Source organism: Knoellia sp. S7-12 (assembly GCF_040518285.1).
In the GTDB taxonomy this organism is placed as follows: domain Bacteria; phylum Actinomycetota; class Actinomycetes; order Actinomycetales; family Dermatophilaceae; genus Knoellia.
The window spans coordinates 174,521-201,004 of sequence record NZ_CP155449.1 but is presented as its reverse complement, the minus strand read 5'-3'; the positions used below and the strand labels follow the sequence as shown (position 1 = coordinate 201,004).

Annotated in this window: 25 protein-coding genes; 15 read left to right on the top strand and 10 right to left on the bottom strand. The window is 67.3% G+C overall.

What is annotated here, in order from left to right; translation table 11 throughout:
* The first annotated feature begins 184 nt into the window (after positions 1–184).
* The 3 genes from V6K52_RS00970 to V6K52_RS00960 all read left to right on the top strand — a co-directional run bounded on the left by V6K52_RS00970 (position 185) and on the right by V6K52_RS00960 (position 6,286).
* A complete protein-coding gene (locus V6K52_RS00970) occupies positions 185–3,436 on the top strand; it encodes an MFS transporter (RefSeq protein WP_353952042.1) in 3,252 nt (1,083 codons plus the stop codon).
* Between the two features lie 505 nt (positions 3,437–3,941).
* A complete protein-coding gene (locus V6K52_RS00965) occupies positions 3,942–4,652 on the top strand; it encodes a hypothetical protein (protein WP_353952041.1) in 711 nt (236 codons plus the stop codon).
* 203 nt (positions 4,653–4,855) lie between these two features.
* Positions 4,856–6,286 carry an FAD-dependent monooxygenase gene (locus V6K52_RS00960; RefSeq protein WP_353952040.1) on the top strand — a complete coding sequence of 477 codons (1,431 nt, stop codon included), beginning with the start codon at positions 4,856–4,858 and terminating at the stop codon, positions 6,284–6,286.
* A gap of 19 nt (positions 6,287–6,305) precedes the next feature.
* Here the strand turns inward: V6K52_RS00960 and V6K52_RS00955 are convergent, their stop codons facing one another.
* Positions 6,306–7,088, bottom strand: a complete 783-nt coding sequence (locus V6K52_RS00955; protein ID WP_353952039.1) for a hypothetical protein — start codon at positions 7,086–7,088, stop codon at positions 6,306–6,308.
* Between the two features lie 140 nt (positions 7,089–7,228).
* Between V6K52_RS00955 and V6K52_RS00950 the strand changes: the two genes are divergently transcribed.
* Positions 7,229–8,116, top strand: coding sequence for a PhzF family phenazine biosynthesis protein (locus V6K52_RS00950; RefSeq protein ID WP_353952038.1), 888 nt, complete (start codon positions 7,229–7,231; stop codon positions 8,114–8,116).
* A 96-nt stretch (positions 8,117–8,212) separates the two neighbouring features.
* The gene (locus V6K52_RS00945; RefSeq protein ID WP_353952037.1) at positions 8,213–9,175 is read left to right on the top strand and encodes a DMT family transporter; all 963 of its coding nucleotides are present in this window, start codon (positions 8,213–8,215) and stop codon (positions 9,173–9,175) included.
* Here V6K52_RS00945 and V6K52_RS00940 read toward each other — a convergent pair.
* The 6 genes from V6K52_RS00940 to V6K52_RS00915 all read right to left on the bottom strand — a co-directional run bounded on the left by V6K52_RS00940 (position 9,144) and on the right by V6K52_RS00915 (position 15,425).
* The gene (locus V6K52_RS00940) at positions 9,144–9,584 is read right to left on the bottom strand and encodes a VOC family protein (protein WP_353952036.1); all 441 of its coding nucleotides are present in this window, start codon (positions 9,582–9,584) and stop codon (positions 9,144–9,146) included. The two genes, V6K52_RS00945 and V6K52_RS00940, sit on opposite strands and share 32 nt — an antisense overlap.
* 84 nt (positions 9,585–9,668) lie before the next feature.
* Positions 9,669–11,039, bottom strand: coding sequence for a hypothetical protein (locus V6K52_RS00935; RefSeq protein ID WP_353952035.1), 1,371 nt, complete (start codon positions 11,037–11,039; stop codon positions 9,669–9,671).
* Between the two features lie 2 nt (positions 11,040–11,041).
* The gene (locus V6K52_RS00930) at positions 11,042–13,474 is read right to left on the bottom strand and encodes a zinc dependent phospholipase C family protein (RefSeq protein ID WP_353952034.1); all 2,433 of its coding nucleotides are present in this window, start codon (positions 13,472–13,474) and stop codon (positions 11,042–11,044) included.
* A gap of 150 nt (positions 13,475–13,624) precedes the next feature.
* Positions 13,625–14,200: a DUF3618 domain-containing protein gene (locus V6K52_RS00925; protein ID WP_353952033.1), complete on the bottom strand. Its 576-nt coding sequence runs from the start codon at positions 14,198–14,200 to the stop codon at positions 13,625–13,627.
* Entirely contained in the window at positions 14,197–14,619 is a 423-nt protein-coding gene (locus tag V6K52_RS00920; protein WP_353952032.1) for a phage holin family protein, read from the bottom strand. The genes V6K52_RS00925 and V6K52_RS00920 overlap by 4 nt, the downstream gene beginning before the upstream one ends.
* Positions 14,616–15,425, bottom strand: a complete 810-nt coding sequence (locus tag V6K52_RS00915) for a hypothetical protein (protein ID WP_353952031.1) — start codon at positions 15,423–15,425, stop codon at positions 14,616–14,618. The genes V6K52_RS00920 and V6K52_RS00915 overlap by 4 nt, the downstream gene beginning before the upstream one ends.
* A gap of 331 nt (positions 15,426–15,756) precedes the next feature.
* On the opposite strand from V6K52_RS00915, the gene V6K52_RS00910 reads away from it, so the two are divergent.
* The 4 genes from V6K52_RS00910 to V6K52_RS00895 are packed head-to-tail and all read left to right on the top strand — an operon-like array spanning position 15,757 to position 18,867.
* Positions 15,757–16,539, top strand: a complete 783-nt coding sequence (locus tag V6K52_RS00910) for a HemK2/MTQ2 family protein methyltransferase (protein WP_353952030.1) — start codon at positions 15,757–15,759, stop codon at positions 16,537–16,539.
* Positions 16,536–16,757, top strand: a complete 222-nt coding sequence (locus V6K52_RS00905; RefSeq protein ID WP_353952029.1) for a CDGSH iron-sulfur domain-containing protein — start codon at positions 16,536–16,538, stop codon at positions 16,755–16,757. The genes V6K52_RS00910 and V6K52_RS00905 overlap by 4 nt, the downstream gene beginning before the upstream one ends.
* On the top strand, positions 16,754–17,740 hold the full coding sequence (locus V6K52_RS00900) for an iron-containing redox enzyme family protein (protein ID WP_353952028.1): 987 nt from the start codon (positions 16,754–16,756) through the stop codon (positions 17,738–17,740). The genes V6K52_RS00905 and V6K52_RS00900 overlap by 4 nt, the downstream gene beginning before the upstream one ends.
* Positions 17,737–18,867: a glutamate--cysteine ligase gene (locus tag V6K52_RS00895; RefSeq protein ID WP_353952027.1), complete on the top strand. Its 1,131-nt coding sequence runs from the start codon at positions 17,737–17,739 to the stop codon at positions 18,865–18,867. Before V6K52_RS00900 ends, V6K52_RS00895 begins: the two co-directional genes overlap by 4 nt.
* Here V6K52_RS00895 and V6K52_RS00890 read toward each other — a convergent pair.
* Entirely contained in the window at positions 18,815–19,642 is an 828-nt protein-coding gene (locus tag V6K52_RS00890) for a sigma-70 family RNA polymerase sigma factor (protein ID WP_353952026.1), read from the bottom strand. The genes V6K52_RS00895 and V6K52_RS00890 overlap by 53 nt on opposite strands.
* Positions 19,643–19,886: 244 nt before the next feature.
* Between V6K52_RS00890 and V6K52_RS00885 the strand changes: the two genes are divergently transcribed.
* Entirely contained in the window at positions 19,887–20,603 is a 717-nt protein-coding gene (locus tag V6K52_RS00885) for a GAF and ANTAR domain-containing protein (RefSeq protein ID WP_353952025.1), read from the top strand.
* A 48-nt stretch (positions 20,604–20,651) separates the two neighbouring features.
* On the opposite strand, the gene V6K52_RS00880 is transcribed toward V6K52_RS00885, so the two are convergent.
* Positions 20,652–21,491, bottom strand: a complete 840-nt coding sequence (locus tag V6K52_RS00880) for an MEDS domain-containing protein (RefSeq protein WP_353952024.1) — start codon at positions 21,489–21,491, stop codon at positions 20,652–20,654.
* 671 nt (positions 21,492–22,162) lie between these two features.
* Between V6K52_RS00880 and V6K52_RS00875 the strand changes: the two genes are divergently transcribed.
* Positions 22,163–22,897, top strand: coding sequence for an ANTAR domain-containing protein (locus V6K52_RS00875; RefSeq protein ID WP_353952023.1), 735 nt, complete (start codon positions 22,163–22,165; stop codon positions 22,895–22,897).
* Between the two features lie 41 nt (positions 22,898–22,938).
* Here V6K52_RS00875 and V6K52_RS00870 read toward each other — a convergent pair whose 3' ends face one another.
* The gene (locus tag V6K52_RS00870) at positions 22,939–23,226 is read right to left on the bottom strand and encodes a WhiB family transcriptional regulator (protein WP_353952022.1); all 288 of its coding nucleotides are present in this window, start codon (positions 23,224–23,226) and stop codon (positions 22,939–22,941) included.
* A gap of 146 nt (positions 23,227–23,372) precedes the next feature.
* Between V6K52_RS00870 and V6K52_RS00865 the strand changes: the two genes are divergently transcribed.
* The 4 genes from V6K52_RS00865 (at position 23,373) to V6K52_RS00850 (ending at position 26,470) form a co-directional block, all read left to right on the top strand.
* The gene (locus V6K52_RS00865) at positions 23,373–24,056 is read left to right on the top strand and encodes a hypothetical protein (RefSeq protein WP_353952021.1); all 684 of its coding nucleotides are present in this window, start codon (positions 23,373–23,375) and stop codon (positions 24,054–24,056) included.
* A gap of 212 nt (positions 24,057–24,268) precedes the next feature.
* The gene (locus V6K52_RS00860; RefSeq protein WP_353952020.1) at positions 24,269–25,003 is read left to right on the top strand and encodes a GAF and ANTAR domain-containing protein; all 735 of its coding nucleotides are present in this window, start codon (positions 24,269–24,271) and stop codon (positions 25,001–25,003) included.
* A gap of 49 nt (positions 25,004–25,052) precedes the next feature.
* Positions 25,053–25,778 carry a GAF and ANTAR domain-containing protein gene (locus V6K52_RS00855; protein ID WP_353952019.1) on the top strand — a complete coding sequence of 242 codons (726 nt, stop codon included), beginning with the start codon at positions 25,053–25,055 and terminating at the stop codon, positions 25,776–25,778.
* 416 nt (positions 25,779–26,194) lie between these two features.
* Positions 26,195–26,470, top strand: coding sequence for a hypothetical protein (locus V6K52_RS00850; protein WP_353952018.1), 276 nt, complete (start codon positions 26,195–26,197; stop codon positions 26,468–26,470).
* The last annotated feature ends 14 nt before the right edge of the window (positions 26,471–26,484 follow it).

Below are 26,484 nucleotides of genomic sequence, written 5' to 3'. Positions count from 1 at the left end.
TGCGCACGTGGCCGCGGCCCCTCCACTGTCGCCGCGCGCGGTCGCGCGAGCATCCGTGTCCTCACTGAACTTTCGCTCGAGTCCAGCACAAAGGCGATGGCGTATGCCGGGTGCTCGCCTCCTCGTCCAAACTTCCGTGAGTTCACCGATGACCTCCCGGACACGGGCCCACACGATCGAGGGCATGACCTCGACACTCGACGCCGGCTCGGATATGGGCACGGGCACGGGCAGCGGCGCCACCGTCACGCCGCCAGGGAGGGCAACGACGGTGGCGCTGGCTGCCCCGCGCAAGGGTCGGGTCACGGGTCGGACCGTGCTGCTCGTCGCGTCGCTCGGTGCACTACTCGCGTTCCTCGACGCCACGATCGTCAACGTCGCCTTCCCCAGCATCCGGGAGTCGTTCCCCGGGACCTCCATCGGGACGATCTCCTGGGTGCTCAACGCCTACAACATCGTGCTGGCGGCGTTCATGATCGTGTGCGGTCGGCTGTCGGACCTGTTGGGGCGACGTCGTCTCTACATCGCCGGGATCGCCCTCTTCACCCTCGCGTCGGCCTGGTGCGCGGCAGCCACCTCGATCGACGTGCTCGTCATCGCCCGCCTCTTCCAGGCACTCGGGGCGGCGATGCTCATCCCCGCGTCGCTCGCGCTGGTCATCGAGGCGTTCCCCGGTGAGCACCGGGCTCACGCCATCGGGCTGTGGGGCGCTGCCGCCGCTGTCGCTGCCGGGCTCGGGCCGCCCATCGGTGGTGCCCTCGTGGAGAGCGGTGGCTGGCGGTGGGCCTTCATCATCAACATCCCGCTCGGGGTGATTGCCATCGTGCTGTCGAGGCGGGTGCTCGTCGAGAGCCGAGCCCCGGGTCGGCGGACGATGCCGGATCTGCTGGGGGCGGCCCTGCTCGCTGGAGCACTCGGACTGGGCACGACCGCCCTGATCAAGGCCAATGAGTGGGGCCTGGGGAGCCTCACTCTTTGGGCAATCGGCCTCGGGTGCGTCGCGCTCTCCGTGGGATTCGGCATCAGCTCGCGCCACCATCCCTCGCCGCTGATCGACGTCGAGCTCCTGAGGAGCCGGCCCTTCCTCGTGTCCAACATCGTCACACTGCTCGCAGGCGCTGGCTTCTTTGCCTATCTGCTCACCAACATCCTGTGGCTGCAATACGTCTGGAACTACTCGGTGTTCCACGCCGGGCTGGCGCTGGTGCCAGGGGCGCTCGTCGCTGCCGTCGTCGCTGGCGCTCTGGGGCCCGTTGCTGCCCGACGCGGCTATCGGGGCGTCATCGTCGCCGGCTCACTCGTGTGGGTCGCAGCCTTCGTCTGGTACGTCCGAGCCGTCGGCACCGAGCCCGCCTTCCTCAGCCAGTGGCTGCCCGGCCAGGTGTTGAGCGGGATCGGGGTCGGAGCCACCCTGCCGCTGCTCGGCAGCCTTGCCCTCGAAGCCGTTCCCGGTGGCCGGTCGGCGACGGCGTCGGCGATCATCTCCAGCGTCCGTCAGGTCGGTGGGGTTCTCGGGATCTCGATCCTCGTGATCATCCTCGGCACACCGACCCCTCTCACCGCAGTCGGCCTGATGCGCGACGGCTGGACGTTCAGCATCATCTGCTTCGTCCTGTGCGCCGTGGTTTCGCTCTTCCTCGGCCGCCTCCGGGCTGCGGAGGAGGCGCCCTCCGGCGCAGCCGTGCTGGCAGGGGCGGCCTCGTCACCTGCAGACGTTGACGACGTCTGGGTCGAGACCAGCGATGGCGAGGGCTCGGCTCCCGTCCCGGTCACTCAGGAGTCCTTGTTCTCCCAGCTCCCCGCAGACACCCAGGCCCGCATCGAGAGCTCGGCCCGACCATCGACCGTCCCGGCAGGGTCCTGGATCGTTCGCGAGGGTGAGGTGGCGCAGACCCTCTTCGTCCTGACGTCGGGCCGGGCCGAGGTGCTCGTCGGTGACGTGTCGGTGCGCGAGCTGGGACCGGGGGCGGTCATCGGGGAGCTGGCCCTGCTCACCAACGGGCGGCGCTCCGCATCCGTGCGGGCCCGCCGCGACTGCCAGGTCCTCGAGGTCGACCGTGACCTGCTCGACGCCACCGTGTGGAACGATCCCGACGCCCTCACCGCGCTCGTGACGGCTCTGGCGCACCAGCTCGCCGTGGCCCGGCCCCCCGCCACCGACGTGATGCGCCCGGGTGTCGTGGCGGTGCTGTCTGCGACAGCGAATGCACCCACCCACGAGGTCGCCGGCGTCCTGCGCAGCTCACTCACCAAACACCTCCGTGTCGCCGTGCTGAGGAACGCCTCGGGAGACCCGCTGGAGCAGCTCGACCACATCGAACGCGACCACGACAGGGTCCTCCTCGTGGCGGACGGCGAGGATCCCGAGTGGACTGCGTCGTGCCGACGGCAGGCCGACGTCGTCGTTCTCGTCTCCCGCTCCGGCGAACGGGTCACGCTCTCGCCGACCGAAGGACCCCAGCCCGACGTCGTCCTGGTCGGCGCCGCTCCGTCCGCTGAGGAACTCTCGCAGTGGTCGACCTTCGACCCGTGGCAGATCACGGTGACGACGGACCACGATCTCCCGGCTGGCCTCGCCCGCCTCGGGGCTCGACTGGCCGGGCGATCTGTCGGGCTCGTGCTGTCCGGAGGGGGTGCCCGAGCGCTGTCCCATGTCGGCGTCCTGCTCGAACTGGAGGAGGACGGCATCCACATCGACCGCATTGCGGGAGCGAGTTTTGGCGCGATCATCGCCGCGGCATACGCGGCCGGTCGGACGGCACGGGAGGTCGAAGAGCTCGTCTATACCGAGCTGGTGCGAGGCAAGCCGTTCAGCGACTACACGGTGCCGCGAGTCGCCCTGGTTCGAGGCAAGCGCACCGACGAGGTCATGGAGCGCACGTTCGGAGACCTGCAGATCGAACGCCTCCCACGCCAGTTCCGCTGTGTCAGTGTCGATCTGCTCACCCGTGGCCTTGTCGTGTTCCGCAACGGCTCGCTGCGTGACGCCGTGCGTGCGTCGTCGCGGTTGCCAGGGCTGTTCCCGCCGATCGCCACGTCGGATCAGCTCCTCGTCGATGGCGGGGTCCTCGACAACACGCCCGTGGACGCCCTGACCGAACGCAACGAGGGCCCTCTCGTCGTCGTCAACGTCACGATGGGCGCGCGGCCCCACCGACCCATGAGCGTGGGGCCCGACGGCACTCCCATGGCGAGGTCGCCTCGTCCGGTGCGCATCCCGATGCTCGGCGAGACCCTGCTGCGCACCATGATGATCGGCAGCTCGGACACCGCCCCCGCACGACAGGCCGGCGCCTACGTCATCTCCCCGAGCTCGATGGGTGTCGGACTGCTCGAGTTCCACCAGCTCGACACGATGATCGAGTCGGGGAGAGCCGCGGCGCGCGAACTGTTGGAGCAGTCGGGCGACGAGCTCCACGGCGCATCAGACCGCTGAGCCGCACGCCTGCGACCTAGGGTGGGCGTGTGCCTGCCACCGTGACGCCGATCGAGTTCCTCGGTGGGCTCATTCCCCTCATCGCAGCCGTAGTGACTCTGTTCGTGTTTCGGCGGCGCCGACGCGACGAGGTCTTCACCGATGTCACGCCTGGCGAGGTGCCGCGCAGGTCGTCCGGCACGGGCAGCGCGCGCGTGCAGCGAGGAGTGGAGTGGGCAGGTTCGCTCGCTCCCCGCTTCCACGCTCCCGACGAGTCGACGCCCGCACTGTCCGGAGCGGTGGTCGACGGCGTCGTCCACGGGCGCGACCTCACGGCCACTCTGGTCGACCTCGCCCTGCGCGGGGTCGTCAGCCTCGAGAAGGACGGCGACGACTGGCGGGTCAGCCGCACGGGCGTGGGCGAGGAGTCGATGGCCCACCACGAGCGAATCCTGCTCGACACACTGCTCAACGGCGCAGAGTCGGTGCGACTCGGCGAGCTGCGGCGGGCGGAGGTCGCGCAGCGGTGGCGCGAGGCAGAGATCGCGGTGTATCGCGCCGTGGTCACCGCGGTTGGTACGCGAAGCACCCGAGGTCGCGCAACGGTTGGTTGGCCGCGGTCGGCGTGCTGCTCGTGCTCGGTGCTGCCGTCGCTGGCGTCGCGTCGGGCATCTCCGACGACCACTGGCGCTGGGTGCCGTTGGGCGCCGGACTCGGACTCGGCGGCGCCCTGCTCATCCGTCTTGGGCGGGGGCGAACGCCCCGCACCGCACTCGGGTCCGCCGCCCGCATCCAGGCGCTCGGCTACGAGAAGTACCTCACCACGGCGGAGGCCAACCAGCTGCGCCGTGAGGAGTTGGCCGGCGAGGTGCGTTCCATGCTCCCGTATGCCGTCGCGTTCGGTGTCGCTCCGCACGTCGCCTCCGTTCTCGGGGAAGCACTGCGCGCGGCTCGCCTGGCAGAGGGCGCTGAGACGGCACTCGCCGTGGCAGTCGATGCTGCACTCGACCCCGGCGTGTTCCACCTCGTCTCCGGGCTCGTCGACCTTGGCGGAGCGTTGGATGGAGCCGACCTCGGTGCTCTCGGTGATCTCGTCCCCGACGACGCATTCGAGGCACTGCTCGAAGGCTTCGAAGGGCTGGGGTCCGCGCTGTCGTCCTTTGCCGGTGGCATCGGAGACGTCATCCCCGACGGCGACATCCTCGACGGGTGCGATGGCGGCTGCATCGACTTTTGATCCAGAGCCGGCCTTGGTCCAACGCCGACTTCGGACTGGCGACACGGCCCGGACATGACGAAAGCAGGGAGATGACTCTCCCTGCCACTCCCAAGATATAGCGCACCAGGGGGCTTGCCGCAAGGCCCCCTGTGTGGCGCACCATGGTCGCCGTGCCCACGAACTTCGTTGGTACACAGCCACTTCGTGAAACGGGGAGACACATGAGCGATGTCATCGTGGTGGGGGCCGGGCCAACTGGTGTGATGCTGGCGAACGAGCTGAAGCTGCAGGGGGTCGACGTCGTCGTCCTCGACAAGGACCTCGAGCCGAATCCGATGGTGCGATCGATGGGCCTGCACGCCCGCGGCATCGAGATCATGGAGATGCGCGGACTGTTGGATCGCCTTCTCCCACAGGGGACGAAGTATCCGACCGACGGCTTCTTCGCGGGCATCAGGACGAGCGAGCCGGTGGAGCTCGCCACGACTCACCCCTACACGTTGGGGATCCCGCAGCCCCTCGTCGAGGGGGCGCTTCGCGCGCGCGCCGACGAGCTCGGCGTCGAGATCCGCCGCGGCGTGGAGGCCGTCGGCGTGAGCCAGGACGACGACGGTGTCGACGTCGAGCTCTCCGACGGCACGACGATGCGGGCCGCATGGGTCGTCGGCTGCGATGGCGGTCGGAGCGCGGTGCGCAGGTTGCTCAACATCGCCTTCCCGGGGGAATCGGCGCGTCGGCAGTGGCTGCTCGGTGAGGCCGAGCTGACCACCCCTCTCGACGAGGTCATGACAGTCATCACACGGGTCCACGAGACCCATCGTGGCTTCGGGGCAGGGCCAGTCGGGGATGGCGTCTATCGCATCGTCGTCCCCGCTGCGGAGGTGGTCGACGAAGGTGCGCCACAGCCCACGCTCGACGACCTGCGAACGCAGCTCACGGCATACGCCGGAACGGATTTTGGGGTCCACTCACCGAGGTGGCTGTCGCGCTTCGGTGACGCCACGCGACTCGCGGAGCGCTACCGAGTCGGGCGGGTGCTCATCGCCGGCGACGCCGCGCACGTCCACCCGCCGCAGGGTGGACAGGGACTCAACCTCGGGATGCAGGACGCGTTCAACCTCGGGTGGAAGCTCGCCGCGACGGTCCGCGGCACGGCCCCCGAGGGGCTGCTCGACACCTATGAGTCCGAGCGGCATCCGGTGGCGGCGGAGGTCCTCACCGTGACCCGGGCCCAGGCCGAGCTCCAGTCCCCCGAGCCCGGACCGCAGGCCGTCAGGACGCTCCTCGCTGAGGCCATGGAGTTCCCCGGCGTACACGCTCACCTCCTCGGCAAGGTCACCTCCCTCGGAATCCGGTATGCCGTGGGCCCCGGCTCTGACCTGTTGGGTCGGCGTCAGCGGGACGTCACCTTTGCCAGCGGTGGGCGCCTGTATCCGTTGCTGCACAACGCTCGTGGCGTGCTGGTGGACCAGACGGGCGTGTTGTCAGCCGAGGGTTGGGCTGATCGGGTCGACCTCGTCGCAGAGCGCAGTGACGACCTCGAAGTGCCCGCGCTGCTGCTGCGACCGGACGGGCACATCGTGTGGGTCGGGGACGGCGGTACCGGACTCCGCGAGTCGCTGGAGCGGTGGTTCGGAGCGCCCGCTGCCTGATGCCGAACCCTGATCCGCGCTAGCCGAACCAGCGGCGCTTGGGTCGACGAGCCTTCTCCACAGGCTGCAGGAAGACCGACTTCACGGCCCGGACATCCGCTTCGTCGCCGGTGACCGAGACCTCCGGCACCAGGTGGCCGTGCAACCACCACAGGACGTCCTGCGCCGAGCCCTCCACGACGGCAGCCGGGCTCTCGGCAGACGCGAGCCGGAAGTCGCCGGCCAGGTCATCATCCACGTCAGCCAGCGACAGGTACCAGACACCGCTTGTGTCCGTTGTTCGGATCGCCACCGGCCTGGATCGCCACACAATGTCCGGCTGAGCCGATACCCAGTGCCCAAGAGCCTGTCCCACACCGTCACTCGCAACCGCGGGGTCCAGCCCGAGCGCCGGGCGACCTGCGGCAAGTCCGGTGGTGTGCGCCATCGTCACCGCTTCGAACGCGAGCAACCTCGCAACGTCGGCGGTGGTTCCGGGCCGACCGAAGTAGTCGAGCGACACGTCGGGCCCTGCCTGACCGAGGGCAGTGCCCAGTCGTCCGATCTCGGCGGCGATGGCGGCAACCAGGGCGGGGTAGCCAGCCGGTGTCGCAGGATCCTCCCGATCACTCCAGTGCTCGCCCGGGTGGGTGAGCGACCAGGACCAGATCTCCAGGGTCGCCCAGTGGTCCTCGGCCGCCTGGAGTGCCGTCGCCTCGCCCGGCGGCACTGTGGCATCCGGGCTCAGCGCCTCCAGGGTGGCGACCCCTGCTCGTCCGTGCAGGTCCAGCAGGCCAAGGTGCTCTGAGAAGGAAGGGCTCACCGATCGAGCGTAAGGCCAGCCACCCCGCCGCGCTGCGTGCGACGCTGGGTCACGACGATGATGGCCGACGCAGGCGCCGACACGTGCCTGCACTCGGCCGGCCCGCTCGCGCAGCCCTGCGCAACGATCCGGAAGGCGTCATGTCTGAACTGCACACCGTCCCCTTCTCGATCGTGGACGTCTTTGCATCGCGACCGCTCACCGGCAACCCGGCAGCAGTCGTACCCGATGCCGACGAGCTCACCCTCGACCAGATGCAGGGACTTGCACGGGAGTTCAACCAGTCCGAGACAGTGTTTGTCGTGGCCGCGGATGATGACCGGGCCGATTGGCAGCTGCGCTCGTTCACCCCGATCGGCGCTGAGGTCGGGGGCGCCGGACACAACGCGCTCGCAGCCTGCCTCTGGCTGGTCGCCCGTCGGCTGCCGGCGGAGCGGACCGAGTTCGTGGTGCAGATCGGGACAGACCTCTTGCACACTGCGGTCACGAGGCCTTCGGGCGGGCCGGAGATGGTGACGATCGAGCAGTCGACTCCATCCTTCGGAGCGCTCCTCACCGACCGCGATCTGCTCGCTGACGCATTGGGGCTCTCCACGGCCGACCTCACCGACGATTCGGTGCAGGTGGTCTCCACCGGGGCGGGTCACTTGATGGTCCCCCTCGTCGACCGAACTGCTGTTGACCGCGCTCGACCGGACACGCGCCGGCTGGCAGCGGTGCTCAGGACCGTTGCAGGAGAGGGCTGCTACCTCTACAGCCTCGATCCGGTCGAAGGCGACGCGGCGGCATACGCCCGCTTCTTCAACCCCACCATGGGGATCGTGGAGGACCCCGCGACCGGGACCGCAGCCGGCCCTCTCGTCGCCAAGCTCGTGGCCGAAGGCCGTGTCGCGGCCGGTGCCGCGGCGATCGTCGAGCAGGGCCACTCGTTGGGGCGGCCCAGCCGCATCCTGATCACCGTCGACGGCGCCGACGTCAGGATCAGTGGCGCCGGGCTGATCGTCGCCGACGGCACCGTGTTGATCTGAAGAGCCCTTCCGCTGTCGTCACATGGCGGCAACTCGACCTGATCTGGCCGAAAATCCGCTCGAGGCCTGTCACCTGTCACGCCTACCGTTGAGCGAGTGACAACCCTCTCGGACGGCACCACCTCCCCACTTGTTGCCACCCCGGGCGACCACATTGGTTCAGGTCTTGGCTCCGGCGGCCTGCAGTGGCGGGTCCTGCTCGCGCTGGCCGTCACCCTGGTCCTCTGGGCCTCGGCGTTCGTGGCCATCCGCCACCTCGGCAAGGACGTGCCTGCGGGAGCGCTGTCCCTCGGACGCTTGCTCATCGCGTCAATTGCCTTGTCGTTCTTGGTGTTTCGCCGTCGACCGACCTGGCCCAAGCGCCGTGACTGGTGGCTCCTCATCATCTGCGGAGTCGGCTGGTTCGGGATCTACAACCTCGCCCTCAACGAGGCAGAGCGCCGCATCGACGCTGGCACCGCGGCGCTCGTCGTCCAGATCGGCCCGTTGATCGTGGCGCTCCTGGCAACGGTGTTCCTCGGCGAGCGCATGACCAGGTGGCTCCTGGCTGGCATGGTCGTCGGCTTCGCGGGTGTCGTGATCATCGCGCGCGGCTTCTCGGGCGACGGCTCGGGCGACACCGTGGGTGTGTGGCTCACGGTGCTCGCAGCGGTCACCTATGCGATCGGGGTGCTTGCCCAAAAACCACTACTCGGCCGTATGCCGGGCCCCGAAGTCACGTGGATCGCGTGCGTCATCGGGACGGTGGTCTGCCTTCCGTGGACCGGCGACCTCGTCGAGGTGGTCCAGGTGGCCGACGCCAGTACCCTCCTGTGGATCGCCTACCTGGGGATCTTCCCGACCGCCATCGCCTTCACGACGTGGGCCTTCGTCCTGGCACGCGGGGACGCAGGCAAGGTGAGTCTGACGTCCTTCCTCGTCCCGTTCATCGCGACTCTGATCGCGTGGGCCCTCCTGTCCGAGGTGCCGCCAGCCCTCACCTTCGTCGGCGGTGGGCTCGCGATCATCGGCGTGCTTCTGACTCGCGTCAGCCGAGCCTCTCGGCCAACGCCACGATGATCCCCTCCGGCCCACGCACATAGGCCATCCGCCAGGCGCCCTCGTACTCACCGATGCCGCCAACGAGCGAGTAGCCGTCGGCAACCAGTTGGTCAACCATCGACTGCAGGTCCTCCACCTCAAAGGCAATGTTGCGCAGCCCGATCTCGGTGGACATGGCATTGGGTGATCCAGGCTGGTGCTCGGGTCGGACGAAGCTCGAGAGCTCCAACTTCGTTCCGCCGCCGGGGAAGAGCAGGGTGGCGATCTCGGAGCGGGAGTTCGGGATGCCGATGACGGTGTCCACGAACTCTCCCTCCATGAATGTGCGCCCCTCGAGCTCCAGTCCGAGGCTCACGAAGAACGACAGGGTGGTGTCGAGGTCAGCGACGGTGATGCCGACATGGTCGAAGTGCCTGATGCGTGCCATCTGAGAAGTCTCCATTCGTGGTGCCGTCAGTACACCTCAGAGACGAAGCCGTCCATGCATTCTCGACACGGTGTCCAAGAGAGATCAACCAAGAAGGGTGAGGGAGTAGCCGCCGACCTCCTCGAGCTCCGGATCGACGTGCGAGAAGCGGAGCAGGTGGGCAGCCGGTTTGTCACCGGCAATGGCCCGGGCCAGGTCGACGGCGTCGAGGCCCTGGAGGTCCCACAGACGTATCAGCCCTTCGAGCAGGGCGTCACTGGGCTCACCATCGACCACGACACCAATCTCCTCATAGAACTTCGGACCAAGCTTCTCGATGAGGCGACGACTGCGATTCGGTGTCGCGAAGGGATGCGCAGCGACTCTCCCTGGCGTCCCTTCGCCGGCCCCTTCACGACCATGTTCATGGCCACCTCCGCGGACGAGGCCACGCTTCTCGATGACGGCCCAGGCCCGTGCGGAGTCGGCGATGAGCCAACCGCCCTCGACCCGGAACATCGTGAGCAGGTGTCGACCGGTGCCGATGTCGACCCCGAGCCGGAAGGCCTTGGCGCTCGGTGCTCGGAGTCGGGTCACCTCGCCGAACTCGGACTTGGCCGTGCCGAGCACACCTCGCAGCAGCGGGACAACGGCCGCGCCGCCGTGGACGAGCTCCAGGGTGCCGGCCTTGGTGACAGCCGCGCCGAGGGTGAAGAGCATCTCCTTGGCGCTCTGGGCACCGGCGAGGATCGTCAGGTTGCGCTGACCAACGTGCCGGTCGTTGTTGGCGTCGAGGACCCCGCTCCACGTGTCGAGGGGGCAGCTGGCCGTGGCCATGAGGCATTCGTGACCGGTCATCGTCTGGGGGATGTCCCAGGTGTGCTCGAGCTCGACGACGGCCATTGCGCCGGGGCGCGTGCGGTCCTCAAGGTGCACCATCGCACCCCCGATCAGAACCGGTTGGTATGCCGGGTTGCTCGGATTCCCGCCGAAGAACCCGGGGTTCACTGCCCAGGCACGGACGTGGACACCCATTGCCGGGAGGAGGCCGAGGTTCCAGATCCGCACGAAGACCCGATAGCGCCGACCCGCGGTGGGGCTCGCCACGAGCTGGCTCGTGTCATAGGGGCCAGACCAACTCGCGTCGATGAGGCCGATGTCCGGGGACTCCCAGCACGGGACCGGCGGCCACGTGGGCCGGGCACCCCGGTCGCCGGGGCTGGAAGCACGGATCAAGAGGTAGGGGTAGACGTCCTCCCGACGCGGTCGGCGCTCTCGGCCGAGTTTCCTGATGAACTCCTCGGCTTCGTCGGGGGTGCCGCTCGGGCTCCAGTCGGGTGCGAGGTCGCCGCTGGGTGGGTCGACGTGACCGAAGGATCCGGGCGGATCGCTCCCCCGCTGGGCCTCGTCCTCCTTGGGTGTGAGGACCGGGTTCTCGTTGTCGCGGGCGCCGTGGCGTCGGGTCCTGCGCGGCATGGTCATCCCCTCCCTTCCGGAATGCGGTCTCGCCACTTCGGGTCGGTGACGAGGTCATGGTTGCGTGGTTCCAGGCACTTCGAGGGCCCGTCACCGGGCAGGTAGTGGACGGCGAGGTCCTGCGTCTCGACGTACCACTGACCAGGCAGCGCCGGCAGGTCGTGGTCGGCGTGGAAGCCCTGCGGCGACGTGCACGGCTGCCGATAGGAGTAGTCCTCGGACCCGACCGGGTTGATGTCGGGAGTGCAGGTGAGCTTGGCGCGGTCCCAGTCCCAGCACTTCCAGGCGTAGCCGCGATCGGCGTCGAGGTTGAAATCGGGGACGTCGAACTCGACCTGACCGGGCCTCCCGGCAGTCGCCGCCATGCGACCCACGAGGTAGACCCCGTAGTCAACCGGGCCGCCGAGGTGATGGTCACTGGGCAGGTGCTGGTCGAGCGCGGCCTCGGTCTCAGCCGGTGACGCGGCCTTCTCCAGCGAGGCCCGCGCACCGTCGTCGCCGAGCAGACCGGACAGGAGGATCGTCGAGTTCGAGCCGATGACGTAGGGGCCGGCGTGGGTCTCCGCCCCTTCCTGGGCTACACCGTCGCCGGCCTGGTTGGTGAGCGGGTAGCGCCACGGCGCGATCCACTCGGAGGCCTTGAACTCGTCGGTCGACGCGTCACCGCGGTAGCGGAGCGGGCTCGTGAGTCCGAGCGCTCCCGTGATGTCCGGTCGACTGATCGCGCTCGGCAGGTCCCGCACGATGCCGCGCGGGTAGGCCTGGTCGAGCCCACGTGGGTCGCTCGAGGTGAGTCGGCCAGAAGGTTCCGTGATCGGGCGGGGAGCGGACGGCATACCCAACGGATTGTCGAGAGCAGAAGCGATGTCGTAGGTGCCTGCGTTGCCGAGCGTCGTGAGGCTCGAATTGATCTCGGCCGGCTTGGGCATCGCGAAGCCAGACATGACGAGCGCGCGGCGGGCGAGGAGGTAGAGATTCCACAGAGGGACGATGACGGCCCAGTAGATGACCGTGCGAGCCGGGAACGTCGTGATGTCGATGATGAGGCCGGGCAGCACCGTGAGCAGCCACACGACGACCTGACCGATGTAGACGATCCACGCGAACAGCGCGAGCAGCAGGTCGAGGAGGGTGAACGAGTCGTCGTCATCGACATCGGCACCCCGGCTCGGGTCGTCGTCGATGCCGGAGCCACCTCCGCCGGGAGGGGTCGGGAAGGAGTGATCGGTGAAAACGCTTGGGGGAGGCGGCAATCGGAGGCTGATCGCATCCGAGCTCGACATCTTGAGGTAGCGATAGACGATCTCCCACATCTGCGCCATCGCGTCCTCATTCGGCCGCCCGTCAGGGGCGCCGGTGTTCGGATCGGTCGCCGAGAACGGCGGGTCCTGAAGGAGGATGTGCGGCCCCTCTGTGCCATAGACCGACGACATGGCGTCGAGAAGCCCCTCGACGAGGTGGCTGGGCAGTGGACCGCTGTCGAGATCGAAGAAGGTGCGCCGGTGTGACGTGGCCGTGGGCCCGTCACCGTTGTCGTAGGCCGGGAAACCGCTCCAGTAGTCGTATGCCGGTGCGTCATCGCGACCGTTGTAGGGCGCGTCGTGGCGCTGCCGGAAGGCGACGCGGAAGTGGAGCGCGGACGTGCCGTACTCGCCGTAGAGCGGGCCGGGGTGGCGGGCGCCGTAGTTCTCGGAGTCCATGTGGTTCTCGACGAGGTGGTGGCGCTGCCAGTGGTCGCGGTAGGGGCCGCCGGACTTGGCGTTGGTGAAGCCGTGCCCGGTGACGTCGGTCGCGCAGTGCGACATCCAGCCGACGGCAAAGGCGATGCGGGCCTCGGCGTCCTGCCGCTCCTCGTCGGTCCCGGCATTGGCCAGGGCGTCCTTGGCCTGCTTGAACAGGACGAACGGGAACTGGTAGGTCCTTCGGTAGTGGAACATGTCGGACCAGTAGAAGGCGTCGTCACCAAACGCCTGTGGCACACCGGACGTGAGCACTCCGAACCAGTCGCCCATCTCGGCGAGCAGTCCCTTGAAGGCCGACATGATGGCGGACGTGAGCTCGTCGAGAACCTGTGCGAGCTGGGTCGAGAGGCCGCCGGTCAACTGCGACGCGAGCTGCGATTGGTTGGTCGAGATGGGATCGATCCACTTCTCCCACTTGGCCACGAACTCTGCGTCGAGGACCTCCCACACGTCCAGAGCCCACTGCACGACCTGCCGGATGACCTGGCCGGTCGTGTTCTTGAAGTCGGGAAGCAGATAGAACAGGTCCGGCCCGAGCGAACCGAGCTCGAGGTAGTTGCGCCAGGTGTGGCAGTGCTCGCCGATCCCCTGGGCGTCACCGACCGAGATCGGGAAGCCGCCGGGCACCGCACCCGTCCGGAGCCGGGCCGCCGTGTCGTGCGCAGCCTCCATGTGGACGTACCAACCGGGCATGTCGACCTCCTACCTCGAAACCAATGGGTTCTCGAGAGTGAGGAGAGCTCAGGGGCGTGCCAGATACCTGAGACCGCAGCGGGTCTTCACCAACCTTGAGGAACCGGTGAGGCCCCAATCTCCTTGCGCTGGGGCCTCGCCACGTGTTGATCAGGACGATCGAACGGTGTCTGCCGAATCCTGTGCCTGATGCCTGACGTCGTCAGCCGTGGACCGACCCTCCTGGGCGACATTGTCCTTGGCGTCCATCGCCGCCTCCTTGACACTCTGGCCAGCCTTCTCGGCAGGCTCTTGCAACTCGTGGACGGTGTCCTGCGCGAGGCTCTTTGCCTCGTCCCTGAGCGGCTGGGCCTTGTCCTTGAGTGCAGCGGACGCCTGCTTCTCCTTCTCTGACGCCGGGAGCATGGAGCCGACGAGCCAACCCACACCCAAAGCCACCATCCCGGCCGCCAAGGGGTTGCCACGGGCTTTGTCACGCGCCTTGTCGGCGGCGGCACCGGGCGCGTGACCCACACCGGACGCCGCGTCCGAACCGCTGCTGCGCAGGTCTTCGGCTGTGCCCATCACACGGTCCTTGGCCGACGTCGCGGCACTGCTCACCTTGTTGGCCTGTCTGCGAGCGACATTGGACGGGCTCACTGTCTCGGACAGCGCGTTCACATCACTGCTCAACTGGCCGCGGGTCTGGTCGATCTCTCGACGGATCTCATCTGGGTTGTTCGTCATCGCTTGTCCTCGTTCCCTTTGAGCGCGTCGGGGATCTCCCGCGCTGTCTGTGTCGTTTGTGGAATTCCCTTGGCCTGCTTGATCTCGCTCCGCCCGATGCGGGCAAGCACTGCTGCGATGACGGCCCACACGGCCGCCACCACGAGTGCCGACCAACCTCGGCCGATCTCGTTGCCCAGACCCCACCACAGTGAAATCGACAGAAACATCAGCATGAAGTGGCCGGCAAGGGCGGCCCCGCCGAGCATTCCGGCTCCCTTGCCTGCCTTCATGGCCGACTGGCGGATCTCTGCCTTGGCAAGCTCCGTCTCCTGTCGGATCAGGGTCGACAGGTCTCGGGTGATGTCGGCGAACAGGTCTCCGACATTGCTCAGTGACCGAGCCTGTGGGTCATCGACATCAGGCTCTTGGGGGTTCATCTCGTGAACTCTCGTGGGGTGTCGGTCAACGGGTCGCCAGCGACAGGCGCGGCGCCGCTGGGAGAGCCGTACATCGTGTGGCTCTCCGTGCTGGCATCCACGGGCGCGACCCACCCGCCACTCGCGTCCGGCGCCGCACTCGTGCTGGCCTGGTCCTGAGAATCGGCCGCGAGACCGCGGCTCAGTCGACCTCCGACCAGCCCGATGACGGCAGCCGTTGCGAGGAATGCTCCCGGGCGCTGGCGTGCGAATTGCTTCATTTCCGTGACGATGGAGCCGGGATCGCGCTGATCCAACCAGCCGGCCACATCGCCCGCCCGCTCAGATGCCTGCTTGGCCAAGTCCGTGGCGACGCCTTGCTGTTCGGAACCACTGGCCATGCTGGACAGCTCTTGGCTGAGGGCACGCAATCCCTCGGCGACCCTGGTCTGCTGCTGGGCGCTCTGGTCCAAGAGTTCAGTGCGAGTCTGCTGCCACAGATGCTTGGCCTGCTGGCTCGTTTCATGGGCCACGTTCTTGACCTCGTCCATGCCGACCTCCGCAACATGCATCGCACCATCCTTTGCGTGCGCCCCGGTCGCGAGGGCTTCCTCCTTGGCAACGTCCTTCGTGTCACCGGAGTTCGACGGGGCGTTGGTGCTGGTGGCGGCCGCGTGGGTGGTCCCGGCGGGGGGAACCTCCAAGGCACCGAGCTCGCGGGTGCTGTCAATCGTCGCGCCTGTGGTCCCGGTCGTGTCTGTCGTACCGGTCGTGTCTGTCGTACCGGTCGTGTCTGTCGTACCGGTCATGCCATGTGTGTCGCTCATGTCCATTCCTGTTCTCTGCCGAGTGCTGGACCGGCGGTTTGTAGAACCGCCGACACTTGTTGGTACCCCGTCCTGACCTGCGCAAACGTCGCTGGAGGGGGGATCTCACGGTGTGTTGGTGGGACATCGATCCCATGTGACGAGACCCCTGCCCACCCACCTCCTGGTGAACGAATGGCCACACCCCGACGGGTCTGGGCGTCGGTATTCGTGGCGATCCGGCACCTCGGCATCCACATCTCGCGTTCGCATGCCGCATGAACCAAGCCCACACGGGGTACCAAACCCCAACGCGTCCTTGCGATCACGACCTTGCGCTACTGGAGGAATCATGGGCCCCCGATCAACCGGTTCGACCTTGACGTGGTCATCGGCGGGGCAGGCCCTGCCCCGATCCATCCCGCGGCCCTCACTGCTTCGACTGCCGGGGTGCTACCAGGCCCGGGCGGACACGTGGCTTCTCGCCGACACATTGCGCCATCTCAAGCTCGCACGCGGGGCAACGGTGCTGGACCTCTGCACGGGCACCGGCGCCCTGGCCGTCGCCGCCGGCCTGGACGGCGCACGCGACGTCACCGCCACTGACATCTCAAACCGCGCGACCACGAACGCGTGGATCAACGGCCGACGCCACCGCATACCGGTCAGAGTGCTGCGCGGCGATCTGTACAGCGCTTTGAGGCCCGACGAAGAGTTCGACGTGGTCGTGAGCAACCCGCCGTACATCCCGTCCCGCACCCGGCGTCTGTCCGGCCATGCGGAGTCACGGTGCTGGGACGCCGGCCCCGGCGGGCGGCAGCTGCTGGACCGGATCTGCGACGAGACCTTTGCCTGGCTCCGCCCCGGGGGCAGCCTGTTGTTGGTGCACTCCACGGTGTCCGACGAGGGACGTTCTGTGGAGCGCCTGACGGCAAGCGGCCTTGTTGTCGATATCGTGCGGCGTGAACGTGAACCCTTCGGCCCGGTGATGCGTGCTCGATCCGAGATGCTGCGCAACCGCGGCCTCATTGTCGAGGGCCAGGACGACGAGGAGCTGGTGGTCATCAGGGGAACCAAGAGTGTCAGGGCTTGGCTCACGACGCGCAACCGTTCCCGAGTCGAAACCTCGACATGACGCGACTCGCTGACGAGTCGGCAACCCGAGTCGTGGTCACCGACGAGGGACCGGTCCTCGTGGAGGGCCCGGTCGAGGTCGTCATGGCGGACGGCACAACGGTCCGGTCCGAGCGCCGCGTCGTGGCCCTGTGCACCTGTCGACGGAGCCGGACGGCACCGTTCTGCGACACGAGCCACCGGATCAAGGTGCGCGCCGGTCGGGTGGAGGGCTCGTGACCGCCACGAACACCCGGCGCCTCGCTCCGCACCTGCCTTCGGGGCGAGGACCGATCTCCCAGGCCGTGATCGACCACTGCGCCGGACGCACACGTATGCCGCTCTCGTCACCTCCCAGCAGCGACCCGTATGGCGACGACCTCCAGCTGGCGTTGTACGTCTGCTACGAGCTGCACTATCGGGGCTTCGACGGGGTGCCCGACTCGATGGAGTGGGACCTCGACCTTGTCGGCTTCCGACTCGAGCTCGAGGCGATCTTCCTCGAGCAGCTTCGCCTGGATGTCGCCGGAGGTGACGACGTCGAGGCCGAGATCGCTGGGCTGTTGTCCGAGCCTGTTGGCGAGCGCGGCATCTCGCACCACCTCGCGAGGGAAGGCACGCGTGAGCAGTTCGCGGAGTACGTGACACACCGGTCGGCCTACCACCTCAAAGAGGCTGACCCCCAAGTGCTGGTGGTGTCCCGCATGGACGGGCGCGCCAAGGCCGGCCTGGTCGCCGTCGAACACGACGAGTACGGCGCTGGCCGCGCGAGCGACATGCACTCGGAGCTCTATGCCGAGATGATGCAGGAACTCGGACTGGCGTCGGGCTACGGCGAACTCGTCGACCTGATCTCTGGATCCGTCCTCGCCGAGGTGAACTTCATGTCCCTGTGCGGGCTGCGCCGGGAGCTGCGAGCAGCGTCGGTGGGACAGTTCGCCGTCATCGAGCTGACGTCGTCTCCGGGCTCGGCTCGACTTGTCCGGGCTGCGCAGCGCCTGCGTTGCGGTCCGGCCACGGAGCACTACTACGCAGAGCACGTCGAGGCGGACGCCGTTCACGAACAGATCCTGCGACGCGAGGTCATCGCGCCGCTGCTGGCGCAGGAGCCCGAGCTGGCCCCTGACCTCGTGTTCGGAATCCAGGCCAGCCAGCTGCTCGGCGGACGGTTCGCCGACGAAGTGGGGCGGGCCTGGTCGACCGGTCGGTCAAGCCTGCGGTGACCGGCCGCACCTTCGGCGTCGAGGAGGAGTTCATCCTGGCCGATGCGCTCACGGGGGAACCTGTCGCGCGCGGGCCCATGCTGGTGGCCCGAGCCGACGACCCTGCGCTTGCCACCGAGTTCAAGCAGGAGCAGGTGGAGATCGCATCGCGAGTCTGCTCGACGATGGACGAGCTCGAAGCTGATCTCGCGCTACTCCGACGCCGGGTCGCTGATCTGGCCGGATCGCTGGGCGCGGTCGTCATCGCGTCCGGAACGTGGCCGGGTGTCCATGCACCGACCCCGACCGTCTCGGAACGCTTCGCCCGGATCGGTCACGAGTTCGGACAGCTCGCCGACCACCAACTCACCTGCGGCACACACGTGCACGTGGCGATCGACTCTCCGGAGGAAGGTGTGGTCGTGCTTGACCGCATCCGTGCGTGGCTTCCAGTCCTCACCGCGCTGGCGGCGAACTCGCCCTACTGGCAGGGCCGCGACACGGGCTACGCAAGCTTTCGATCAGTCGTGTTGTCCCAGCTGCCGACAGCCGGACCCACTCAGGCCTGGGGAGATGTTGACACGTATCGCCGGGCGTCCCAGCAGGTCATCGACGCCGGTGGGGCCTTCGACAAGGGGATGCTCTACTACGACGCCAGACTGTCGGCGACCTTTCCCACAGTGGAGATCCGCGTGACTGACGTGTGCCCGGAGCCGGGCATTGCGGTCGCCGTGGCTGCGCTCTGTCGAGCACTCGTGGAGACCGCGATCGCGCGCGCCACGGCGCCCGTGGACGTGTCCACCCTGGCACTGCGAGCAGCGGCATGGCGCGCCGCCCGACACGGCCTCACCGAGCAACTTGTCGACCCTGCGAGCGGGCAGCTTGCTCCCGCCGAGAGGGTGGTCGGATCCCTGCTTGCTGCGATCAGCGATGCCCTCGAAGCCAACGGCGACCTCGCGCGCGTGCGTGACACCATTGACCGCTTGGTGCGCGATGGCGGCTTCGCACAGCGGCAGCGGCGACTTGTGGACCCCACGTCGAGAGCGGGATTGCAGGCGTTCGTCGTCGGACCACCGACGGATCGAGGTCCGACATCTAAGCGGTCATGGGCAAATCCTCCAGCGCGTCGCGAAGGCGAGCGAGGATGACGTTGAGCAGCCGAGAAACCTGCATCTGACTGAGTCCGATGGACTCGCCGATCTCGAGCTGGGTCAGCCCGTCGACGAACCGCAGCCTGACGATCAGCTGTTCTCGCGGGGTGAGCCCGGCGACCGCCCGACCTAGGGCGTCGCGATCCGCTACCAACTCATCGACGTGCGCCACCGTGAGGAGGTAGGCCCCCGCCGCCTCGCTTGCGCCCGGCACGTCCAGAGAGAGGGCGTTGTAGCTCAACGAACACCGCCTCGCCTCACGGACATCCGCCAGCTCGACGTCGAGTGCATCCGCTAGCTCGTGGTCGGTCGGCTCGCGCAAGAGGATCTGTCGGAGGTGGCCCTCTTCCCGTGCGATCTCGGCGCGCAGCTCCTGGATCCGCCTCGGCGGACGGACGACCCAGCCGTGGTCGCGGAAGTAGCGCTTGATCTCTCCCGAGATGGTGGGAATCGCGTATGCCGGGAACCCGCTTCCCCGGTCGTGCCGGTAGCCCTGGGCGGCCTTGACAAGCGCCAGCCGCCCGACCTGGATGAGGTCGTCGCCCTCCACTCCCCGACCGCGGTAGCGACGAGCCACCCCGTCTGCAAGATCCAGCGTCAACACCACGGCATCGTCGCGAAGTCGCTGCCGGGTGGCCTCGTCACCGCACGTTTGCGCTGTGGCGAGCAGGAACTCCGCGCGATCATGCTCGGGGTTGTGGCGCCAACTGCAGCCCCCTGTGCGGGAATCTTCAGGGGCGGGAGGCGACGGGCGAGTGGTCGTGCCGGCCATGGTGATCCTCTCTCAGTCGCGACTGAGGACGGATGGCACCACTGCTGGACCACAGGTTTTCTCTGTGTTCCCACACAACCACCGACAGGACCGGACCACAACCCCTGGCCCCAAGGATTCACAGAATGGCAGTGTTGGCGCGACGCGCGAGTGCTGTGGACTGGCACACACAATGGCTTGCCGTTGTGCAGACTGAGAAGATGCGTCAGGCAGCGTCGAACGCGAGGAACGAGGGACGCCCTTCATGATCTCCACCGATGAGCTCGCCGAAGTGTTCGTCGACCTCGCGGACAACCTCGTCGACGACTTCGATGCGATCGACTTCCTCCACGACTTGACGGCCCATGCCGCGTCGATCAGCGGCGCCGACGCGGTCGTCCTCATGCTCGACGACCATCTGGGCCAACTGCACTATCTCGCGTCATCCCACGAGACGGCGGCAGTACTCGACCTCTTCCAGCTCCGGGGCGCGGACGGTCCTTCGGTCGACTGCTACGCCACGGGCAAACCCATCGTGGATGCCGATCTCTCCGCGGCTGCACAACGATGGCCCACGTTCGCCCCGGCAGCAGTCGAGGCCGGTATCCACTCCGTGCATGCCTTCCCCATGAAGCTGCGTGACACCGTCATCGGCGTGATGAACCTGTGCGGTCCCGCAGAGAGCGACTACACGGCGGCCGATCAACGAGTGCTGCAGGCCCTTGCCGCCATCTCGACCATCGCCATCCTGCAACACCGCGGCCTCACCCGCGCCGAAGCCCTGAGCGACCAGCTACAGGGTGCCTTGAACAGCAGAGTCATCATCGAGCAGGCCAAGGGGGCGATCGCTCAGCTTGAAGGAACGAGTGCCGACGAGGCCTTCCAGATCCTGCGCACACGGGCTCGTGCTTCGCAACGCCGCCTCACCGACGTCGCCGCCGAACTGCTCGAAGCGATTGCCACCGATCAGCCGATCACGTGACCCTCCCCCCCCCGGCTGCCCCATCCGGCGCGGCGCACCCTTTCGCTCTCAGGGCTCTCCCTGCGATGGTGGAGAGTGGAGCCGTAGCTCTCGTGTGACGACGGCGCGAGCGACGACCTCCAGGATTTCCCCGTTGTCAATCGCATGACGCCGGAGGTGGTCCAGGGCCTTGGCCGTGTCTGTCCCGAACTGTGCGGCGACCATGCCGGTGGCCAGATGGACCTCGAGCGTCAGGTGCAACCACCACGGCGTGGTCAGTGCAGCTCGAGTCGATGGCTTCTCGATGCTGCGGGGTTGTCCGGAACGGGGAGAACGAAGAACATCGGTGTCGGAGTGGAGCACGTCGGAGTGCAGGTGGCGGATGGCCTGTCGGGCCTGTGCGTGCTCGGGACCGGCCACCGACTGTGTGCGATAGCTGCACAGAAGAGAGAAGCCCAACTCGCTGCCGAGGACGTTCCAGAGGTTTTCGAGTTCGAGCGCGGCAGTGACTGTCCCCGCGTCCCAGAGGAGGGCCACCATCTCGCCATGGCAGCGAACTGCTCGTCCGGTGTGCTGGCTGACGCTGCGGATGGCGGCACCGATCACGGAGCGGAACTCGTCGGCGTCGATCTCTCCATCGATGCAGAACCGGGCAAGGGTGTCAGCCGCGTCAAAGGTCACATACGTCTGGTCCCTCCGGGCTTCCTCGACGTCGAGACCACCGGCCTCGAGGTGAGCGGCCAGCCCATCGCGATGGTCGCGTGTCGCGATGATGAGCGCGGCGTCACCAGCTCCGATCGCGGCGGCAACGTGCGCGCCGAGGGTGGCGATGAGGTCAGCGTCATCTTCGTACAAATGGACGACATGAGCACCGGTCTCAATCGTGTCGGCTTCAGCTGCGACTGGCATGTCTGCCTCCTGAACGCATTGTCGCCGATCCTGTCCCGGGATGCCACGTCTCGGGTCGGCAGTGCTGGCGGCCAAGCCGTCAAAATGAGCTGAAGCGCATCTACCGTGCACGTGCCCACCGGTCTAGAGTGAACTTGTTGAATCTCGGCCATCCCAGACCTCGGTGACCACTCGTTGCGAGAACCGTGGGAAGGCAGATTGATGTCAGCACCTCCAGTTGGCTCCACTCACTTCCGATTGTCCCGTCGGCTCGTGCCCTCCCGGGTGATCGCCCCCGATGAGAATCCTCTCTGCACCTCTGTGCCGGAGCTGGTCGGGGATCTCGCACTGATCGAGGAAGCCATGCGCGCGACTCCAGCACTTCAGCGTGATGGCCACCGAGCGAGGATCAATCCGGACCTCATTGCGTTGAACGACGCGAAGCAGCGCATCGTGTCCGAGCTGGATCGCCGTGCGGTTCCGTGCAGTGTGACCTGGGGCAGGTTGGCATGACCATCCACACCGGGCGAGATCGTCCCCACCTTCAGGGATCGCGGGCTGCGCCACCACATGATGGCTTGCCCGATCGACCCGTTCGACTTCTGCCAGGCGTCGCCTGCACCGAGATGTCGGCGCACGAGGCGGCGACCCTTGACGATCCCGTGTGGTCGGCTCTCGTGGAGCTGGCTCGTGTGGCGCTGCAGGTGTGCCCCACCTTTGCCAGAGCCTCCCTGACCATGGTGACACGGGGTAGCCGGCCGCGCTCGTTGTGGTCCAGCGACGCGGTGGCGGCACAGCTTGACGCCATCCAGTTCAGCCAGCGCTGCGGTCCCGCATGTGACGTCGCGGCCAAGGGTGGTTGGTCCACCGCCACCATGTCGGATCTCAAGAGCACTCGCGGCGGACCGGCGCTGGCATCCACCGCCGACCGGCTGGGAGTGGGCTCCGTCCTTTCGGTGGGTCTGGCTGTGTTCGCCCCCGCACTGCTCCTTCTACCCCAGTGGAGCGAGCGACACACAAACGGTTCGCTCACGCTCTATGCATCGCATCCCGGCGCCTTCACCGATGCCGCCATCGACACGGTGCTCACGGCCACCGGTCACGCCGCAATGTCCTTGACCGCGCAGGCGCGAATCGAGGCCGCCGAGCGAACCGCGGGGGACCTTGCCGACCAGTTGCGCGTTGGTCTGGAGTCTCGCGCGGTCATAGGCCGGGCCCAGGGCATCTTGATGGAGCGACACCACATCACCCAGCAGGAAGCCTTCGACCTGCTTCGCACGGTCAGTATGCGACGCAATCGCAAGTTGCGCGATCTCGCCGACGAACTCGTGGCCACCATCGATCGGGGCAAGCACGCCGACGCCACGTTGGACGCGTACGACGAACAAGCGGCCCGCTCCGCCTCCAAACCTCAGAGGAACCGTTAGCCAACCCAGCCGGCGCTTCCCCACGCCAGGCTCACCGAGGGTCAGGCAATGTCCCGTTGGCCGTTGCCGCGCATGGCCACTCGCTCACGAGCCGTCAAGCCGCCCCAGATCCCGTGGTCCTCAACCAAAAGACCGTGGGCGCGGCACTGAGCCATCACCGGGCATCGCCGACAGATGCTCTTGGCCAGGGCTTCCCGCTCCTTGCCGCGGGCGCGATGACCGAGCTCGGGCTCGAAGAACAGAATGGCGGCCTCGCCCCTGCAGGCCCCCCTGTCCTGCCATTCGTACACATCAAGAAGGGGGCGGGGTAGCGGTCTTTCGCCTGGCATCGTCTTCGCCTCCAAGGGCCGGGAATCCACCCTTGTCCTATTCCCCAATAAGGGCCCGGCCAAACGTCGCACCGACGCATGATTCGACACTCTGGTTCTGGGGTAAGTGCACGGAGACGACACCACCATTCTGGCAAGGAGATGTCATGAATCAACAGAGGGATTCCACCGCCGACTCGGATCGAGGTGACACCGGCCCAGGACGGAACGAGTACGACGACGGAAGCCGCTCGTACGCGGCATACGCGCCGAACTCGGTGGAGCGTGACCGTGGCGAGATTCTGGCGCGGGAGCAGGAGGCCTATGGCGGCATCAAGGTCGGCTCCGCGTTCTTTGGATGGCTCACCGCCACCGGCGTCGCCGTGCTCCTGACCGCCATGGTCGTCGCGGCGGGCACGGCCGTCGGCGTCAGCACCGGGGCCGACCCGGAGACTGCGGTGGCCGGTGCCGCCAACGATCCCGGGACGGTCGGCCTCATCGGAGGCATCATCCTGCTCGTCATCCTCTTTGTGGCCTACTTCTGCGGTGGCTATGTCGCCGGCAGGATGTCGCGCTTCAACGGCCTCCAACAGGGTCTTGCCGTCTGGCTGTGGGCGGCGGTGATCGCCCTTGGGGTGGCTGGTGTTGCTGCCGTGGCCGGCAGCAGGTTCGACGTGCTGAGCGATCTCAACAGCTTCCCAAGGATCCCCGTTGATGGAGGCGCCCTGACCAACGGCGGCATCATCGCCCTGGTCGTCGTTGCGATTGCGAGCCTGGCCGGCGCCCTGCTCGGCGGGGTGGCCGGGATGCGCTTCCACCGCAAGGTTGACCGCGTTGGTCTCGGACGCTGAAATGCACCATTCCCACGTTGGTCGACGCACTCGTCAGGACAATCGGCGAGACGACCGGCAGCGCTCACGCCCCCCAGTCTCCGCAACCACTAGGGTCAGACGCGCGGAACCATGGAACCCAAGCCAGTCCGCTGACTGCGACTGCAAACTCAGCCCTTGGCTGACGAAGGGTGAAACCATGCAAAACCCCGCGCCCACCACCGGCGGTTGGCATGGATGACCCACAGGGCAGATTCGCCAGGGCCAACCAGCTCATCGACGAGGAGCCACGTTCGGCGGATGCGGCTCCTGGCGCTATCGGTCGGCTGGAGCGCCTGTGCTCAGCCCTGTCCCGAGCGTTGCCTGCGACCGGCGTCGGACTGAGCCTGCTGACCGACGTCAACCAGGGCGGCACCATTGCGGTGTCCGGCCCAGCATCCAGGGCGCTGGAGGAGTTGCAGTTCACCCACGGGGAGGGCCCCTGCATCGACGCCTACGCCTCCCGCCGCCCAGTGCTGGTCGCTGACCTGCTTGCCCACGGGCTACCACGCTGGCCCGGCTATGCGCCGGCCGCGCACGAGCACGGTGTGCGAGCCGTCTTTGCCTTTCCGTTGCAGGTCGGTGCCGCACGTGCCGGGGCACTGGACGTCTACCGTGACGAGCCCGGTCCGTTGAGCGAGGAGGCCCTCAACCAAGCGTTCACGTTCGCCGACCTGGCGATGGATGTGCTGGTGGACGGACAGAACGGCTCCGAGCAAAGCCACCCGGCCATGGACCTTGACGACGTCCTGGCCTACCGCGTTGAGGTCTACCAGGCACAGGGCATGGTGATGGTGGATCTCGGGGTCAGCATCGATGAGGCCATGGCCCGAATCCGCGGCTATGCCTACGCCCAAGATCGCTACATCAGTGATGTTGCCAAAGACATCGTGAGCGGTAGAATTCGACTCGACAGGGACACTCCATGAATACCGCGATTCATGTCTGCCCACAGCCCAGATGGGGAGGCGGCCCAGCATGATCGTTGTGGAACAGTTGGCGGAGGTCTTTGTCGAGTTGGCTGACACTCTCGTCGACGACTTTGACATCATCGAGTTCCTCGAGACCCTGACGGCGCACACTGCCGACGTGAGCGCCTCGGCCTCCGCCGGTCTCCTGCTCGCAGATCCTCACGGCAAGCTGCAATACATGGCCTCCTCGGCGGAGTCGGTCAAGTTGTTGGAGCTCTTCCAGCTGCAGTACCAGGAGGGCCCGTGCCTGGACTGCTTCCGCACGGGCGAGCCCGTGATCAACACAGACTTGAACGCCGCAAACGAGCGTTGGCCGCTCTTCGCACCGCGTGCCATCGCCGCAGGGTTCCAGTCCGTCCACGCCTTCCCGTTGCGACACCGCCACAGGGTCATCGGCGCGTTGAACCTGTTCAGCCATGAGTCCGGGCAACTCGAACCCACGGACGTCCGGATCGTCCAGGCCTTGGCCGACATCGCGACCATCGGGCTCCTTCAGGAGCGCGCCATCCGCAACTCGGAGGTGCTCACGGAGCAGCTCCAGAGCGCGCTCAACAGTCGCATCGTCATTGAACAGGCCAAGGGTGCCCTGGCTCGCATGCATGGCATCGATGTCGACGCCGCGTTCGTCATGTTGCGGCAGTACTCACGGCGCGAGAACCACCGCCTCAGCGATGTCGCGCACGCCGTGGTCACCGACCCCAGCAGCCACCCGGACCTCACCACCAGCCGATAGGGCTCGCACAAACCACTGGGAAGTGCCAGCCGGGAGCGACTCTGAGACTCGCCCGCGCGGTAACCGGTCGATTCTGAGCCTCGAGCCGCGCGGGCCGTGACCCTGTGGTCGAGATCGGGCGGCGGCCATCAACCGTCAGATCGGTTCTTAGCCGACCCGTGTCAAGATCGTTCCTCGCTGACACTGAGACCCAGGCGTTCTGCTCGCGCAAGGTAGCGACAACAGTGAGACACGGTGAACGCGATCTGTCCGCGCCACCGGAGTAGATGAGCCCCTTCTTGAGGAGGGCACCCTTCGGGTGCCTGCGCCAACAACGGAGGCACCGTCTGAGCTACAACCAAGGTCTCTTTAGGGGTGCCGGCCTGGAGCTCTGACGGGCGCCCGGCGACGCCCAGGTGTTCGCGACCGTGCGCCGGATGGCCGACTCGGCGATCACCTCGCCGGCGCTGGTCACCGACGGCGTGCTGACCGAGAAGTGCGACGCCGTCGACGCGACCTGCGACGACAACGCCAAGCAGTTCAAGGGCGTGTTCGTGCGCTACTTCATGGACCTGAACGAGGACCGCGCTACCAAGCGTTCGTCGACCAGCAGGCGACGAGGGTGTGGACAGCGTCGCTCACCCGAAGGTGTTCGACTGGCGGACCAGGCGAGCGCACTGAGTGTGCTGATCGCGGCGGTGCCGAAAGACTGAGCGACTGTCCCGAA

Excerpts from the sequence above, each read along its gene's own strand:
- V6K52_RS00920 (WP_353952032.1), bottom strand. The coding sequence starts at position 14,619 with ATGAACCCCCAAGAGCCTGATGTCGATGACCCACAGGCTCGGTCACTG.
- V6K52_RS00855 (WP_353952019.1), top strand. The coding sequence starts at position 25,053 with ATGATCGTTGTGGAACAGTTGGCGGAGGTCTTTGTCGAGTTGGCTGAC.
- V6K52_RS00865 (WP_353952021.1), top strand. The coding sequence starts at position 23,373 with ATGAATCAACAGAGGGATTCCACCGCCGACTCGGATCGAGGTGACACC.
- V6K52_RS00940 (WP_353952036.1), bottom strand. The coding sequence starts at position 9,584 with ATGGCACGCATCAGGCACTTCGACCATGTCGGCATCACCGTCGCTGAC.
- V6K52_RS00935 (WP_353952035.1), bottom strand. The coding sequence starts at position 11,039 with ATGCCGCGCAGGACCCGACGCCACGGCGCCCGCGACAACGAGAACCCG.
- V6K52_RS00905 (WP_353952029.1), top strand. The coding sequence starts at position 16,536 with ATGACGCGACTCGCTGACGAGTCGGCAACCCGAGTCGTGGTCACCGAC.
- V6K52_RS00915 (WP_353952031.1), bottom strand. The coding sequence starts at position 15,425 with ATGAGCGACACACATGGCATGACCGGTACGACAGACACGACCGGTACG.
- V6K52_RS00930 (WP_353952034.1), bottom strand. The coding sequence starts at position 13,474 with ATGCCCGGTTGGTACGTCCACATGGAGGCTGCGCACGACACGGCGGCC.
- V6K52_RS00870 (WP_353952022.1), bottom strand. The coding sequence starts at position 23,226 with ATGCCAGGCGAAAGACCGCTACCCCGCCCCCTTCTTGATGTGTACGAA.
- V6K52_RS00860 (WP_353952020.1), top strand. The coding sequence starts at position 24,269 with ATGGATGACCCACAGGGCAGATTCGCCAGGGCCAACCAGCTCATCGAC.
- V6K52_RS00910 (WP_353952030.1), top strand. The coding sequence starts at position 15,757 with ATGGGCCCCCGATCAACCGGTTCGACCTTGACGTGGTCATCGGCGGGG.
- V6K52_RS00970 (WP_353952042.1), top strand. The coding sequence starts at position 185 with ATGACCTCGACACTCGACGCCGGCTCGGATATGGGCACGGGCACGGGC.
- V6K52_RS00960 (WP_353952040.1), top strand. The coding sequence starts at position 4,856 with ATGAGCGATGTCATCGTGGTGGGGGCCGGGCCAACTGGTGTGATGCTG.
- V6K52_RS00880 (WP_353952024.1), bottom strand. The coding sequence starts at position 21,491 with ATGCCAGTCGCAGCTGAAGCCGACACGATTGAGACCGGTGCTCATGTC.
- V6K52_RS00850 (WP_353952018.1), top strand. The coding sequence starts at position 26,195 with ATGGCCGACTCGGCGATCACCTCGCCGGCGCTGGTCACCGACGGCGTG.
- V6K52_RS00925 (WP_353952033.1), bottom strand. The coding sequence starts at position 14,200 with ATGACGAACAACCCAGATGAGATCCGTCGAGAGATCGACCAGACCCGC.
- V6K52_RS00950 (WP_353952038.1), top strand. The coding sequence starts at position 7,229 with ATGTCTGAACTGCACACCGTCCCCTTCTCGATCGTGGACGTCTTTGCA.
- V6K52_RS00885 (WP_353952025.1), top strand. The coding sequence starts at position 19,887 with ATGATCTCCACCGATGAGCTCGCCGAAGTGTTCGTCGACCTCGCGGAC.
- V6K52_RS00890 (WP_353952026.1), bottom strand. The coding sequence starts at position 19,642 with ATGGCCGGCACGACCACTCGCCCGTCGCCTCCCGCCCCTGAAGATTCC.